This window comes from Agarivorans sp. JK6 (assembly GCF_045277145.1).
In the GTDB taxonomy this organism is placed as follows: domain Bacteria; phylum Pseudomonadota; class Gammaproteobacteria; order Enterobacterales; family Celerinatantimonadaceae; genus Agarivorans; species Agarivorans albus.
The window spans coordinates 2,691,534-2,706,655 of record NZ_CP113525.1 but is presented as its reverse complement, the minus strand read 5'-3'; the positions used below and the strand labels follow the sequence as shown (position 1 = coordinate 2,706,655).

General features: G+C 42.8%; 13 protein-coding genes. 4 read left to right on the top strand and 9 right to left on the bottom strand.

Features of this window, described 5'->3' with window-relative positions; genetic code table 11:
• The first annotated feature begins 14 nt into the window (after positions 1 to 14).
• Entirely contained in the window at positions 15 to 587 is a 573-nt protein-coding gene (locus tag OV592_RS12635; RefSeq protein ID WP_406608811.1) for a DUF6151 family protein, read from the top strand.
• Between the two features lie 71 nt (positions 588 to 658).
• On the opposite strand, the gene OV592_RS12630 is transcribed toward OV592_RS12635, so the two are convergent.
• Positions 659 to 1,882 carry a DEAD/DEAH box helicase gene (locus OV592_RS12630; protein ID WP_406608810.1) on the bottom strand — a complete coding sequence of 408 codons (1,224 nt, stop codon included), beginning with the start codon at positions 1,880 to 1,882 and terminating at the stop codon, positions 659 to 661.
• A 157-nt stretch (positions 1,883 to 2,039) separates the two neighbouring features.
• Here OV592_RS12630 and OV592_RS12625 point away from each other — a divergent pair, with 157 nt between their 5' ends.
• Positions 2,040 to 2,285: a Rho-binding antiterminator gene (locus OV592_RS12625; RefSeq protein ID WP_406608809.1), complete on the top strand. Its 246-nt coding sequence runs from the start codon at positions 2,040 to 2,042 to the stop codon at positions 2,283 to 2,285.
• Positions 2,286 to 2,358: 73 nt separating this feature from the next.
• On the opposite strand, the gene OV592_RS12620 is transcribed toward OV592_RS12625, so the two are convergent.
• The 3 genes from OV592_RS12620 to leuC form a co-directional block, all read right to left on the bottom strand.
• Positions 2,359 to 3,861: an alpha-isopropylmalate synthase regulatory domain-containing protein gene (locus OV592_RS12620; protein ID WP_406608808.1), complete on the bottom strand. Its 1,503-nt coding sequence runs from the start codon at positions 3,859 to 3,861 to the stop codon at positions 2,359 to 2,361.
• A gap of 94 nt (positions 3,862 to 3,955) precedes the next feature.
• Complete coding sequence (gene leuD / locus OV592_RS12615; protein ID WP_016403980.1) at positions 3,956 to 4,573, bottom strand: 3-isopropylmalate dehydratase small subunit; 618 nt, start codon at positions 4,571 to 4,573, stop codon at positions 3,956 to 3,958.
• 48 nt (positions 4,574 to 4,621) lie between these two features.
• Positions 4,622 to 6,025, bottom strand: coding sequence for a 3-isopropylmalate dehydratase large subunit (leuC, locus tag OV592_RS12610; RefSeq protein WP_040307706.1), 1,404 nt, complete (start codon positions 6,023 to 6,025; stop codon positions 4,622 to 4,624).
• Between the two features lie 386 nt (positions 6,026 to 6,411).
• On the opposite strand from leuC, the gene OV592_RS12605 reads away from it, so the two are divergent.
• Positions 6,412 to 8,553: an alpha-amylase gene (locus OV592_RS12605; RefSeq protein ID WP_406608807.1), complete on the top strand. Its 2,142-nt coding sequence runs from the start codon at positions 6,412 to 6,414 to the stop codon at positions 8,551 to 8,553.
• 68 nt (positions 8,554 to 8,621) lie between these two features.
• On the opposite strand, the gene OV592_RS12600 is transcribed toward OV592_RS12605, so the two are convergent.
• Positions 8,622 to 9,410, bottom strand: coding sequence for a PEP-CTERM sorting domain-containing protein (locus tag OV592_RS12600; RefSeq protein ID WP_406608806.1), 789 nt, complete (start codon positions 9,408 to 9,410; stop codon positions 8,622 to 8,624).
• 356 nt (positions 9,411 to 9,766) lie between these two features.
• On the opposite strand from OV592_RS12600, the gene OV592_RS12595 reads away from it, so the two are divergent.
• Entirely contained in the window at positions 9,767 to 10,201 is a 435-nt protein-coding gene (locus tag OV592_RS12595; protein ID WP_406608805.1) for a DUF4174 domain-containing protein, read from the top strand.
• 64 nt (positions 10,202 to 10,265) lie between these two features.
• Here the strand turns inward: OV592_RS12595 and OV592_RS12590 are convergent, their stop codons facing one another.
• From OV592_RS12590 to OV592_RS12575, 4 genes are all read right to left on the bottom strand, one after another.
• Positions 10,266 to 11,021: an oligogalacturonate-specific porin KdgM family protein gene (locus OV592_RS12590; protein WP_016404078.1), complete on the bottom strand. Its 756-nt coding sequence runs from the start codon at positions 11,019 to 11,021 to the stop codon at positions 10,266 to 10,268.
• Between the two features lie 68 nt (positions 11,022 to 11,089).
• Entirely contained in the window at positions 11,090 to 12,340 is a 1,251-nt protein-coding gene (locus OV592_RS12585; protein ID WP_406608804.1) for an alginate lyase family protein, read from the bottom strand.
• A gap of 536 nt (positions 12,341 to 12,876) precedes the next feature.
• On the bottom strand, positions 12,877 to 13,317 hold the full coding sequence (locus OV592_RS12580; RefSeq protein WP_016404080.1) for a dCMP deaminase family protein: 441 nt from the start codon (positions 13,315 to 13,317) through the stop codon (positions 12,877 to 12,879).
• A 103-nt stretch (positions 13,318 to 13,420) separates the two neighbouring features.
• Positions 13,421 to 15,085 (bottom strand): EAL domain-containing protein, encoded by a 1,665-nt coding sequence (locus OV592_RS12575; protein WP_406608803.1) that lies wholly within the window; start codon positions 15,083 to 15,085, stop codon positions 13,421 to 13,423.
• Positions 15,086 to 15,122: the final 37 nt, after the last annotated feature.

Sequence of the window (15,122 nt, the reverse complement as noted above, 5' to 3'; positions counted from 1 at the left end):
AATTGGAGTTAATCATGGATGTAGATTTACAGTGCCGTTGTGGGAAAATAAAAGGGCAGATAAAGCAAGTAAGCCCAAGCGCTGTTAAGCAGCTAGTCTGTTACTGTGAAGACTGCCGCAAGTTCGCTCTACATTTGCAGAGCGAGGGAGGCTCAATAAACCAATATGGTGGCTCCGAGCTATATTTAGCGGCGCCCGCTAAGGTTGAAATAGTTGAGGGCAAACAGCAGTTAGCCTGTTTGCGTTTAACGCGTAAAGGCATTTATCGCTGGTATAGCCAATGTTGTAATACACCTATTGCTAATACCGTGGGCATTAAACTGCCCTTAGTTACGGTTTATCAAGATTTTGTGGCTGCAGAGCAAACTAGCGCTTTACAAAGTCACGCTGAAGACTTGGGGGCCGTAAATGAGGAAGAAGCCTTAAAGCCACTTCCTAAGACACTGTTGGGAGCATCCCCACGGATAACCAAATTTAAACTGATTGTTAAATTACTAAGCTGGAAACTGACCGGAAAAGGAAAACCCAATCCATTTTTTGAAAACTCGGGTAGGGCAAAAGTAAAACCCTTGATACTTAAAAGCTAGTTTCCAAAGTTAACTCGCTACTTCTATAACTGATTTAATTAGCCCTCACGAGCAGTGAAGGCTGTTACACATTATCTGCTCGTCTTTTTCGAGCTCTTGTAATGTCCATTACCCTTTTTAGATTTAGGTTTGTAGTTGAGAATTGAAATGGGCACTTCCTTCTTTGGCTCAAACCCTTCTACTACCTTGCGCTCAATAAGGTGGCCAATTCGGCTTTCTATTGCACATAGGTTTCTAAAGTCATCTTTTGATACAAAGGATATCGCTTCGCCGCTTGCGCCTGCGCGGCCGGTTCGGCCAATGCGGTGCACATAGTCATCGGCTTGGTCGGGTAAATCGTAGTTAACCACTCGATTTAACTCTTCAATATCAATACCGCGAGCGGCAATACCGGTGGCTACCACAAACTTTACCTCACCGGCTTTGAAGCTTTCTAACAACTTAGTTCTAGATGCTTGGCTACGACCGCTGTGAAAGGCTTCTGCAGCTATTCCGCGTTTTTCCAATTGGCTAACTAATTTGGCCGAGCCATGTTTGGTTTGAATAAAAATAAGCGCTTGCTGCCAATCATTCTCGTTAATCATGTGACTAAGTAACGACGATTTTTTGTCTTTGTCTACGGTGATTAACCATTGATCAATATCAGGCGCGTTGTTGGCATCGTGGGTAAGTGATATTTCAACCGCATCACCAATCGTGGTCTTAGCAAGTTGTTTAACTTGTTTAGATAGTGTGGCTGAAAATAGTAGGCTTTGACGCTGCTCAGGTAGGCGATCAACAATTTTGCTTATGTCGTCGATAAAGCCCATATCCAACATACGGTCAGCTTCGTCGAGCACTAAGGTATCTAGCTGGTCAAAGTGCACCGCACGTTGATACATCATGTCCAATAATCTACCGGGAGTTGCCACCAAAACATCTACACCGTAAATTAAGGCCTGCTTTTGCGGTTCTGAGTCTACTCCGCCAACCATTGCTAGTGAGCTTATTTCAAGGTGTTTTGCATAGTCCTTTATACTTTGCTCAACTTGCTGAGCTAGCTCTCTAGTGGGGGCTAATATTAAGGCTCGTACTCTTTTACCGCGCAGTGCTTCGGTTTGCCGGGAAATACTTTGCAAAATGGGTAAGACAAAACTGGCCGTTTTACCTGTGCCTGTTTGTGCGGCTGCAATAAGGTTCTTGCCTTTTAATACCAATGGAATGGCTTTAGCCTGAATAGGAGTAGGCTGTTGGTAGTTTTGTTCTTGTATGGCTTGAATAAGCGGTGTGCTTAAACCAAGTTTTGTAAAAGGCATTGGAGTACTCTGCTAAATAAGCGGCAACAGCTAGTATAGTATCTAGCCTATAAGTTAACGAGCGCGGAGTGTAGCACCTTATTTACTTGCAAGCTTGGGAATTAGTAGCTTTCTTCGCAGGTCTATAGTTGGCGATATATGGTGTAGTGGGGTGCCTATGATTTCTTGCAACGAATATGATTATATTGAAATAGCCTGCATGTTTCGCTACTCCGTTAAGCTGTTATTGAGAGACGCTACCGTGCTTGAAGGGATAGCAGTTGATACCTGTACTAATCAACAGAAACAAGAATGTATCAAGTTACAACAAAATGAAGGTGAATGCCTTGTACTGCTTGATAGTCTCAAGCAGCTACAAGTATTAAGTGACAACCCGCGTTTTACTCTAGTGGACTTCGTTTGAAGCCTTTTATCGTTGGTTTTAATTAGAAAAGGCGAGCCATGCTCGCCTTTTTTAGTTTACACCTGCGCTAGAGTTACTGGCGCTGGTGTAAACGCACATTTAGCATGCGTAAGGTAGCTTGAATACCAGCAAACACCTGGTTGGAGTTAACCCCACGGGTATGAAATTGCTTAGCATCATCGGCCCATTGAATCACACACTCGGTAAGTGCATTTGCTTGGCCACCTGGAGGAATACGAACTTCGTAATCAATCAGTTCGGGCATGCTTAGCTTGGAATCACTTAAAGGATGGTCGAGTGCTTTCATGAAGGCATCAAAACCACCGTTACCGTGTCCTGAGCTCTTATAAACCTTATCACCAATGCGCAGGCGAATGTTGGCGGAAGACTCTAAATCCAATCCACTGGTAATTGAGCAGTTAAGTAACTCAATATGGGCGAAGTCATTGCTCTCCATGATATCGGCGATAATGAACGGTAAATCGTTAGGTGTGATAGTGGCTTTTTGATCGCCTAACTTAACGATTTTGTCGAGCAGCTTTTTCTGATTCTCTGGAGATATTTCTATCTCCATCGCTTCTAGGTTTTTAATAATTGAGGCTTTTCCTGCCATTTTACCTAAAGCATAACTGCGTTCACGGCCAAAGCGCTCTGGGCTTAGCTCGGTAATGTATAAACCACCTTTATGGTCACCATCGGCATGAATACCAGCGGTTTGAGTAAATACGTCTGCGCCAACAATCGGGGTATTAGCAGCTAGTCGTTTACCGGAAAAACTTTCAACTAGCTTGGCAATATTGTGAATTTCTTTTTCATCGATATTTAGCTGAAAACCGAGCTTATCTTTAAGCACTACTGACACTTCGGCTAACGAAGCATTACCAGCGCGTTCACCCAAACAGTTCATGGTGCAATGCAACGCTGCTACGCCGGCCTCTGCCGCTGCCATGCTATTGGCTGTAGCTAAACCATAATCGTTATGCGGGTGAAAATTAAACTTAATACTTGGGAAGCGCTCAATCATGTCAGTTAAGCTATCAAACACTTCTTTTGGTGCCATTACCCCTAGGGTATCTGGCAACATAAAGTGTTCTATGCCTAAGTCTTTAAGTGCGTCGACCAGTTGGTATACGTAGTCTGGGCTATCGGCATAGCCGTTTGACCAGTCTTCCAAATAGACGTTTACGTTTAAGCCTTGGGCTTGGGCATAACTCACCGTTTGTTTAATGTCGGCGATATGCTGCTCAATGGTTTTACCTAGCTGATTAGTACAGTGGTTTAAGCTGCCTTTGGTCAGTAGGTTAATGATTTTAGCGCCCGATTCTACAATCCAATCAACGCTTTTGGTGTGATCAACAAAACCAAGAATTTCGATTTGATGTAGGTGTCCTGCGTTGCTAGCCCAGTCGGTAAGCTGTTGTACCGCAGATTTTTCGCCGTCTGAAACACGTGCAGAGGCTACTTCGATACGATCAACTTTTAAGGATTGGAGTAGGGCTTTACCTACACTGACTTTTTCTTGGGGGAAGTAAGACACACCTTGGGTTTGTTCGCCATCGCGAAGGGTAGTGTCCATGAGTTGTATTGAGCGGTTTTGCTCCATAAACCATGTCTCGCAGTAAAGAAGTTAGCTAAAGAGTAGGCGCTACCTTAGTAGCGCCTAGCTGCAACTATGCGCTTGGCCACAACCAAGGTAGTTGTTGTTTGTGTTTGGCTTCAAATTCAGAGATCTTGTCTTCAAATTTTAAAGTCCAGCCAATGTCGTCAAGGCCTTTAGATAAAGTCTCTTTACGGAATGGGTCTACATCAAACGCTACTTCTTTACCGGCTGGAGTTTGAATTACTTGATTCTCTAAATCGATAGTAATTGAAATACCAGGTGCGGCTTCTACTTCATCCATTAATGCTTGTAATGTTTCTGCATCAACAATGATTGGCAAGATGCCGTTTTTAAAGCAGTTGCTGAAGAAAATATCAGCGTAGCTAGTTGAAATAATTGTATTAAAACCGTAATCGGCAATTGACCAAGGTGCGTGCTCACGTGAGCTACCACAGCCAAAGTTGTCACCAGCGATTAGGATTTTAGAACCCTTAAACTCAGGGCGGTTTAATTCAAACTCTGGGTTGTCAGAGCCATCTTCTAGGTAGCGCCAATCGTGAAAAAGGTGAACACCAAAACCGGTACGTTCTACTTTTTTCAAAAACTGCTTAGCAATGATTTGGTCGGTATCTACGTTACTACGATTCATTACCGCAGCAACTGAGCTGTGTTTTTTATATGGTTGCATAATAAACTCCAAAAATTTCACTCACATTGATTAATCAACGTGTTTACATTATTTCCAATTACGTAAATCGACGAACTTACCTTCAACGGCCGCTGCTGCTGCCATTGCTGGTGATACAAGGTGGGTACGACCCCCTTTGCCTTGTCGCCCTTCGAAGTTTCGGTTTGAAGTTGATGCACAACGCTGTTCAGGTTGAAGGTAATCACCGTTCATCGCTAAACACATTGAACAACCCGGCTCACGCCATTCCCAGCCAGCTTCGATAAGCACTTTATCAATGCCTTCTTTTTCAGCTTGCTCTTTAACTGGGTAAGAACCCGGTACAGCGATAGCTTGAACACCAGGTGCTACTTTTTTGCCTTTAGACACTTCTGCAATAGCGCGGAAGTCTTCAATACGGCCATTGGTACATGAACCAACAAATACCACGTCTACTGGGAAGTCGGTCATTTTCTTGCCTGCTTCTAGGCCCATGTAGTTTAGGGCGCTTTTAGCAGCTAATGATTTAATTGAGTCTTCAATCTTGGCTGGGTCAGGAATAGGCTGGTCTACAGGCAGTACTTGCTCTGGTGAAGTGCCCCAAGTAACTTGAGGTGCAATGTCTGCTGCGTCTAATTCAACTACAGCGTCGTACTCGGCGCCTTCGTCGGTGGTTAGAGACTTCCAGTATTCTAAAGCTTGTTCCCAATGTTCGCCTTTAGGTGCAAACTCTTTGCCTTCTAAGAAATCGAAGGTTTTTTGGTCTGGTGCAATAAGACCAGCACGCGCACCGCCTTCAATCGCCATGTTACATACGGTCATACGACCTTCCATGCTTAAGGCTTCAATTGCACTACCGGCAAATTCAATCACGTAACCGGTGCCGCCAGCAGTACCGATTTTACCAATGATGGCGAGTACGATGTCTTTAGCAGTTGCAAACTGAGTTAGCTCGCCGTCTACTTTGACCAACATGGTTTTAGATTTTTTCTGTTGGATGGTCTGAGTTGCCATAATATGTTCAACTTCAGAGGTACCAATACCAAACGCAAGGGCACCAAATGCACCGTGTGTAGCAGTGTGGCTATCACCACAACAAACCACCATACCTGGGTGAACAAAACCATGCTCAGGTACAACAATGTGAATTACACCGTTATTGGCATTGTTCATATCGTATAAGTTGATGCTGTTGTCGGCACAGTTTTGCGCCATAACTTCAATTTGTTTTTTGCCGATTGGGTCTGGCAAAGAAGCGCGGTCGGCGGCTTTAGTAGGAACACAGTGGTCCATAGTGGCCAAAATGCTGTGTGGATTGCGAACCGGGCGGTTAGCCATACGCAGACCTTCAAAGGCTTGCGGGCTTGTTACTTCGTGCATGAGGTGACGGTCAACAAAAAGGATAGATGCGCTACCTTTTGGTTCGTGGACTACATGCGCGTCCCAGATCTTTTCGTACATTGTTTTTTTCATGGCTTCCTTTACACCCTGTCTGTTGCTCTCACTCGCGCTATTCTTATTTATTTAGTCAAGCTTTAAGCGAATACTACTAACTTAAACTGTTTCTTTTATCTGTCTGCTAATTGTGTTTTTTAAGCGAATTATTCTGCAAAAATAACCACAATAAAGACCCGACATCATAAAACAACATCACAGGTGCAGCAAGGGGCACGCGCCAATGAATGTGTATATGACGGCGAACGTGCTGTTTTGCCAAATGAAAGCGCTGTCAGTCATAAAATTCGCAAATAATCATGCTTTGTTAGTGAAAACTTAAGTAGCTTTTGTTTTCATCACTTCAAATAGTTGAACGAGGTGTTTGCGCGCAGTTTGCGATAGGTAAATACCATGGAGGTTGAATGAAAGGTTTTAAACTAGGTTTATTGAGTGCGGCTCTTGTTATGGCGGGTGGTTCGGCGGACTTGTCGGCAGCGATGATCAAAACGCCTCTTTACATGAATTATGCCGATAGCGGTGTAAATGTTGAGCAGCGCTTAAAATTTGCAGGAAAAAGTAAATATAAAATTACTGTTCCGCTAGAGAAGGGGACTTACAAAGTTCAGATCTCTGACGAAGGCTTGCAGTGTGGCTTGCGTTTTGGTCCTGCTGAAGAAAGTAAACTTCGTTTTTCAAAACCTCACGACTTGAGTAATTGTGCTGAAGAACAGTATTACGAGTTGAAAATATTGTTTGCGGGTAACTACGAGTTAATTTTAGATAACTCAGATGCAGACAAACCTACCTTACAAGTTTCACGCAAAGCACAAGCTTCAACCTTTAAACGTAAACCGCCAGCGGTTGATTGTATTGCATGGGATGGGCAGCCGGTTACTGTTGACGTAAGCTCCACCTTTAAAAATGGTCAAACCGTTAAAGACTTTTATTCTGGCGAAACCCAGAAAGTGGCTAATGGTAAAGTTACCATGCAGCCAGACCCTGCTAGCGGCGGTATCTTGTTGCTGGAGGCTGCAGACGCCAAAGCCAGTGAGTTTTCATGGGATAACGCGAGCGTTTACTTCATCATGACTGACCGTTTTAACAATGGAGACACCAGTAATGATTATCCGCTGAATCGTAAGGCAGATGGTAAACAGGAAATTGGTACCTTCCAAGGTGGTGACTTTAGCGGTATTACCGCTAAATTGGATTACATCAAAGACTTAGGCATGAACGCTATTTGGGTTACGCCTATTGTTGAGCAAATTCATGGTTTCGTGGGTGGCGGCGATAAAGGCAGCTTCCCATTCTATGGTTACCATGGCTACTGGGCTTTAGATTTTACTAAAATCGATCCAAACCTAGGCAGTGAAGAAGATTTTGGTCGCTTTGTTGACGAAGCTCATAAACGCGGCATTCGAGTGCTGGTTGATGTGGTAGTTAACCACGTGGGTTATCCAACCATGGATGACATGCAAACCTTCGGCATTAACGCAATGGCGCCTGGTGCTCCTGTTCCAGAAAAGTGGGCCGATTGGCAGCCTGATTTTGATAAAGGACATAACTGGCACCGCTATAACAACTTTATTCGTTGGAGCTCTAGCGAGTGGGTAGATAACTGGTGGGGACCTGATTGGGTTCGCAGTGGCATGGCAGGTTACACCGCACCTGGTGGTGATGATATCACCATGAACCTAGCAGGTTTACCTGACTTATTGACTGAGAGCACTAAACACGTAGGTTTGCCGCCGATTCTTAAAAACAAAAAAGATACCAAAGCAGTAGAGCGTGAAGGCTACACGGTGCTGGATTACTTAGTTGAATGGCATACTAACTGGGTACGTGATTACGGTATTGATGGCTTTAGGGCTGATACTGTTAAGCATGTAGAGCCTGAAGTGTGGGCTAAGTTAAAAGATGCAGCTACCGACGCTTTAGCTGAATGGAAGAGTAAAAACCCAGAGAAAGCCATTGATGACAAACCATTTTGGATGGTGGGTGAAGTATGGCACCACGGCGCTTACCGCGACTTTTACTTCGACAACGGGATGGATAGCCTAATTAACTTTGAGTACGCTGGTGAAAGTGCAGCACTTAAAGGATCGCAGTGTTTGGCGCAAAATGAAAAAATGTATGCAAGCTACGCCAAAGATATAAACAGCGATCCAACCTTTAACTTACTTACTTACATTAGTTCGCACGATACCAAGTTGTTCTACTCAAACTATGAAGACTTACCGCTACAAGCGGGTGCCGGTACCGCATTACTCATGATGCCTGGTGGCGTGCAATTGTATTATGGTGATGAGAGCGGCAGACCGCGTGGGCCACAATCGGATGCCTTCGACTCTCCAACTCGTTCGTTTATGAACTGGGAGCAAATTGCTAAAGAAGCAGATCGCCAAGCGCTAGTAAAACACTGGCAAACGGTGGGTCAGTTCCGAGACCGCCATGTTGCCATTGGTGCAGGTGAACATAACAAGATAAGCGATCAACCTTACGCTTTTAGTCGCACCAAAGGTGACGACAAAGTGGTTGTGGTATTTGCTGGCATAAAGCAATAACAACAAGAAATAAGCGGTAATAGCAAAGCGACAGTGTAAATCTATGCTGTCGCTTTTTTTTATTTGCTTTAAACCTGGCTGCGCTTCATCTTTAGCGCGACTAAGCCCAATAGCACCAGCCAAATGCTCCTTGGTTCAGGTACTTGGCTAGCTAGTAGACTTTCTCCGTTAACGATAATCTCCCTAAAGGCGAATGCCTCAGTCCCACCATTTTGATTTGCGTTAAAGTACAAGCTTAGTATTGAACCACTGCCTATTAGGCTCTGGCTAAGTTGCTGGAATTGGTTGTTTAGCACCTGACCGTTTATAGATAGGGGGTCGTTTAGTAGGTATTGGTTCCCGTTGGCCATGGTGTAGCTCTGGTTGGCTTGTTCATCAACAGCACTAGCAAACAGTATTTGAATGGGGGAAGCATCAATTGCATAGCTAAAGCTAAAGTGATCAGATGATTCAAAATCACCCATAGCAGCCATGGAAATAGAAATTGAACTTAAGGAAAAACCACTAATATCAAACTGCCAAGTTGCTTGCGTATCACCGCTTGGGTTGTTTGGATTTAGCGTATCACTTACGCCAAAAAAGCTTTCTTGGTCAGTTTGTGAATCAACAATACCAAGGCTATCACTTGGGTTACTTAAGCTTGAATCAATCAAGCTATTTGGAATGCTGGCACTTGGAACTGCTTGGTATTTATCGAAGCCGTCCTGATCACTAACAAATTGTTGGCTAAATGGGTTTTGATAATCGACTACATTAAGGCTACTACTGTTTAGCATATCGTAGGCGATGATAGTTGCTTGAACAGGCGCGGTGAGTAGCAACAAGCTTACAGAGATTATATTTCTAGTGATTAGCATTAGGCATTCCTTTGTAAAGTGAACACCCTGTAAATCAATAATTGCGCCAAGATGTAAAAGTTATAAAAATCAGTACTTAAGAAAGCGTGGGCTGGTAAATCAAGGAATTATGTAAACATTAATGACACTTTTGTTACCAATAGCAGGGTGCTGTACTTATCACATTAATTAATGTTTTTGTAAATAAACTCCCTTGTAGCTTGAGTGGATGGTTTTTCATTTTGATATTAGCCACTTACAAAGACTCAGTTATTGCTGTAAAAAATTCTGACCAGCAGACTTTTTATTAAGTGGCGAAAAATTGAACTTTATCTCCTAAGGCTCCGTTCTAAATAGCAGAGAATGGGGGAATTGTTATGAAACAAGTAATCGCAGCTATGTTGTTATCCATTAGTGGCGTTGCTATGTCTTATCCTTTAGACAGCGACTATTGGGCACACCGGAGTGTGTTGTTTTTTGCGCCACAACAAGACCACGCAGTTGAACAATTTCTAGCAGATGAAATGCGTTATCGTTGTCAGATCCAAGAACGAGATCTTGTTGTTGTGGTGATGACACCACAACAAGCTTTAGGCAAAACTGGCCCAGTAGCAAGCCATGGGGTCTCTTATTTGCGTGATAAATATAAGGTAGAAGATAACAAGCACATAGCAGTGTTAATTGGTAAAGATGGCCACGAAAAACACCGCTGGGGCGCGACTACCAATTGGCAGGAAGTATTTGAAATTATTGATGCAATGCCGATGCGCAAACAAGAAATGCTAAATAATGCTAGTGTGTGCTCTGCATAAAAAAAGAACCAAGCAGAAAACCTGCTTGGCTTTAAAGAAGGAAAGCTAAGTATTTACGAAATGTTTAAAATTTGTATTTAACACCAACACGGGTTTTAAGTTGGCGTTGGTCAGTTTTAGAGCTAACGCTTGAGTTCCAAAACTCTACGTATGGACGCCATTTTTCAATTTGGTAACCGATGAAGATACCAGCGTCCCAGTTGTCATCACCATTGTTGAATTGTGGATCCTTTGCTTTACCGGCAATTGCGTCCCACTCATAGGTATGACTCTTCCAGTAGTTTGCTTCATAGTCCAACTTAAGGTTTGGCATGCTCTTCACTTTATAGCCACCAGTTAAAGTGATTTTAGATTTGTACCAAGTTTCCCCATTTTCCTTACCATCGGCATACTGGCGAATTTCGTAGCGGTAGCGCAATGCTGTTTTTAAACCGAAATCTGAGGTATAACCTACACGAAACTGCGGTTTATAAGTTACGCGCTCATCGCCAAAGGTAATTGGCATACCAGGTTGGACATACCACTTTTTGTTCAACTTGTGTTTGTAGCTTAAGTCAAACTCTGAGTCACCACGTTGTAAGTTTTCTAGAAAACCGCCGTATTCGCCGTCTTCATTCTTACCGCTAAAGAACTTCATCTCAACGCTGTAGTTCCATTGACCAGCATCGCTTACTTTAGTTGAATCACCGATTTTAATTCGGTAGGCGTGAGCTTCTGTTTCGTGTTTGTATTCACTACGAAAATCTAATTGACCCGCAGCTACAGGTGCTGCGATTAAAAGTGCACCAATTGCAATTGAAAGGCTTTTCATTTTTGTCATGATAAATTCCATTTCCAGTTAAGGCCCATTAACAGGCCTAGTTTTTATTTAGGGAGTTAGGGTAGTTGTTATTGTTTTCGGTATAACAGTTCTATATCTCGTTCAGCCCAAATTTCGGCGAGATTCTTTTTAACAGTAAACTGAGAAAAATCACCCGATTTTGAGAGAGCCAATAAGGTTTGGTCACTCATGCCTAGGGCCGCTTTACGATAAATTGGCATCATGCGCATTACTCGCGGAGTTTTTTTATGCGGGTAAGGCCAGTCTTCTGCTTTGTCTTGATATTGAGCTAACAGCTCGATACCTTTTTTTAATGAACCACCTTTAGGAGATTCATAATTCCATAGGTCTATGCCAATTTTTTCGCCCACTTGAGCAACACCAGATAAAGCATCTAAATTAAAGTAGCTGTAATGGTAAGAGCGAGTGCGCGCTAATTCATGTGGTTGAGTGCCGTCGGCTCTAAACTGACTGTCTATGCGCATTTTGCCTTTCTCTACCGCGTTCATGGCAATTGATTCTTTGCCTAAAAAGTAGGAGATGCCTGCAATTTGCAAGTCATACCAAGAACCATGGTTGTTTTCAGCATAGGCTTCGCCTTTAGGGCCTCCACCCAATTCGCTGGTGAGCAACCAATCTAAGTATTCGCCATACCATTGTTTAATGCCGTTCTCGTCTGCTTCTGTCCAAGCGGGAGACTGAGACACCATCGCAATTGCGTCTAACATTCTGTCTGCAAACGAACGTGAATCAATAATTCCTCCGCGGCGTCCTTCAGCTCGGCCTGGCACACCTTGGGCATAGTTCATGTTTGGGTTCATTCGTGTTTCAGGGTTTAAAAACCAAGTACGAATATAATCTATAGCCGTTTCTGCATATTGCTCGTCTTGACTAAAATAGTAGGCTATAGCTAAGGCTCTGACTGAGCGGGTAAACTTACCTAAGCGTTTAGAATCCGTTTCGCTAGTTTTTGATGCTGGATTTACCTTGCCATCAATACGATTCCAAGGAAGGCCATCAGCTTTATTTTTGTCAGGCCACCAATAAGGACTAATGCTTAAATAGTCGTTTTTGTTACCGCTAGGAGGAGTCATCCCTTTATCGGTCACCGAAAATCGACCGGCTTTGGTGGCGTATTTTGCTTCTTCTAACAAACGCTCATAGCTTTGAGTCATGGTTGCTGGAGCATTCTCAGAATGCAGCAATACTCGGTTGTTTTTTAATACTTCTTCTTTCACAAATACAAATTCGGCTGCAATAGCGCTTGAGCTGGTTGCGATACAAATTGCAAAAGCTAAAGGTTTATAACTTGTCATCATTAGTCCTTAGAGGTGACTTCGCTACTAGTATTAATGTAATACAAATATGCTATTGGGATTTTGGATTTGTATCTGTGAACCCGATCAGATTATTAAATATTTTTGTATGATTAAAAGAAAAAGGTTAAAAACTGTGGGCTAGATGAGGTTTAGCGTAAAGAAATGTGAGCTTAAACAGCTAATCAACCTTGTTTAAGGGAGAATTGAAACAACAAATTGGTGTTTAGCGCAAAGTAGAAACTTAGCTGAAAAAACACTTTATCGTAAGATTATAAGTTATTGAATAATTTGTTTATTGGATTGGAATAAGAGTAAAAGCTATTAAAGGCATGGATATAAGTGACTGATTTTCGTAATGCTTATCAAGGCTAAATCTTGTTGATGGCTAAAACTAAAAACGGTTTTGTATGGATTAATTAATAGTGTTGATTAGATAATGACAAAGGCTTTGTAAGCCTAAAAGTAGACTCTGTTTCTCTATTTTGTACTACATATCAAAGGGCTGTCGAAGCAACAACCCATAAAAATATGAAAGACTAGTTTTGATTTAGCGGCAACCAATCAACAGCAACACCTGCTTGGCTAAACATATCTTCACTAACTTTAATTTTGTCTCCCCAGCGCGATAAAAAGTCTTCAGATTGTTCTGGGCAATGCACGGTTGCAATCCCTGTTTGAATAATTTTTGCCGCGCAGTTAGGGCAGGGGAAGTGAGTAACCCAAATTTCGCAGCCAGACAAATCTCGTTTGGCAAACAGAATTGCATTTTCTTCAGCATGCAAGGTTTTAAGCAGTTTCATTTCTCTGTTGTCTGTTTCTGCGCTGTCAGATATACCGTGTGGGTAGCCATTGAAGCCTAAAGAAACAATGCGGTTACTCTCGGTGATCACGGCCCCCACTTGAGTAGAGGGATCTTTACTCCAAGAAGCCACGAGTTCTGCCATTTGAAAAAAGCGCTTAGCCCATTTAGAAACCATTTGTCTTACTCCTTCGTTAACGCGGCTATTGTGCGGTTGAACGCCTTGGCTTGCAAGTATTGATAAACATTACAAAAAACAGCTCAAGCAATACAGCCAATCTTTACTCGCTAAATTTGTTAATAGCCTGTGGTTTGCCATAGAGCCAACCTTGGTGCAAATAAACGCCTTTAGAAATAAGGTAATTTGCTTGTTGCTGATTCTCTACGCCTTCGGCCACTATTTGTAGATTTAGGTTTAAGGCTAAGTCGATTACGCCATCTAGTACTTTGGCTTGTGGAGAATTGGTATTAATGGCTACTACAAAACTGCGGTCTATTTTTAAGGCATCTAATGGCAGTTGTTGTAAATATTGTAGGCCGGCATAACCAGTACCAAAATCGTCGATAGCCAATTTAACGCCTTGCTCTTTTAGGCTCTGCAATGATTGTTGTACCTGAGGAGAATCTATTTCTACTAGTTCGGTTTCGGTTACTTCTAAACACAAGTTAGGGAAATCGGCATGTGCGCTTAGCACCTGTTTAATAAAAGACGCGTCTTTTAAATGCTGCCCGGTGATGTTGATATTCACTTTTAGCTGAGGACATTTGGCTAACAACGAGTGAAGGTCATTCTTTAAGTTACTGATCACTTGTTCTGTAAGAGCAACTTGCAAACGATAGCGGTCAATATCGGGCAAAAAAGCATCTGGGTAACGCAGGCCATCTACCGGGTGCATCCAGCGAACAAGCGCTTCTACTGCGACTAGCTGGCTGTTTCTTGTGTCAAAAATAGCTTGGTAGTAGTTTATAAACTCGTGGTTTTTAAGTGCTAACTTAAGCCGAGAGCGCTGGCTAAGACGCTGGCTGCGATGTCGGTATACCAAGAACACGGTGCAGCATAGCAGTAGGGTATACATGCTTAACTGCACCAGGCTTAAGCAATAGACACCTTTGTACAGTTCAGAAGTCGGGCGGCTGGCTACGAGGGCCAGCCCTGGCAGTGCGGGAAAAACTTCGCTAACAAAATATTTATTGCTGTCATCGTCAAATTGCGCAAAACCGCTGGTTTTACTTTGTTGTAATGGGAACAAAGGGCTATTTAAGTTTAGCGGCAAGCTGTAACTACCACTTACAAAAAGGGGAGTGCCATTTTGGCTGTCGCTTAAAGCGACTATGTCACTAGATTGGCTTGTATCTTCGATAAATGAACGGAATACCTCTAGCGGTATTGCAGCATTAATTTCGCTGCCATCGGGGCGCGTTTTGGCAACAACCATGGCTGGTTCTTTGGTGTACTCTAGAACAAGAGGCCCAAAGTAGCGCAACACTTTAGAGTTAATTGGCTTAAGTACGTCAATGGGAGGATCAAGCTTCCCCCAGCTGGAGCACAGCAATTTTCCGTGTTGGCTTACCAAGCCCATTTCTGCGATGTAAGAGATCTTAAAGTGAACTTTGCGCAAGGCGATTAAAGTATCTTCTTGGCACTGTTCACTTACATGAGAGAGTTGCTCAAACTGCTTGTCAATGGCCTTTAGGTTATGACTAATGTTGTTGAAGGTTATTTGATAGTCGTGATTAAAAGCTTCTCGCCTTTGTTGTTTGCTGGTTTCAACAATCCAAAAATAACTAATGATGATGGGAAACAGGCTGCAAAGTAGCGCAAATAACGCAGGCTTAAGTTGTAGCTGTTTAATCCGATAAAACATCAATAAAGTACCTTGGCCTGCAACAGAATTTAAGCGCTTAGCTATTGTGCTGCTTAGTTCAAAAATAATTTCGAGTGGCAAATTTACTTCATTTTTATGAAGAAAATGTTACAGCTGT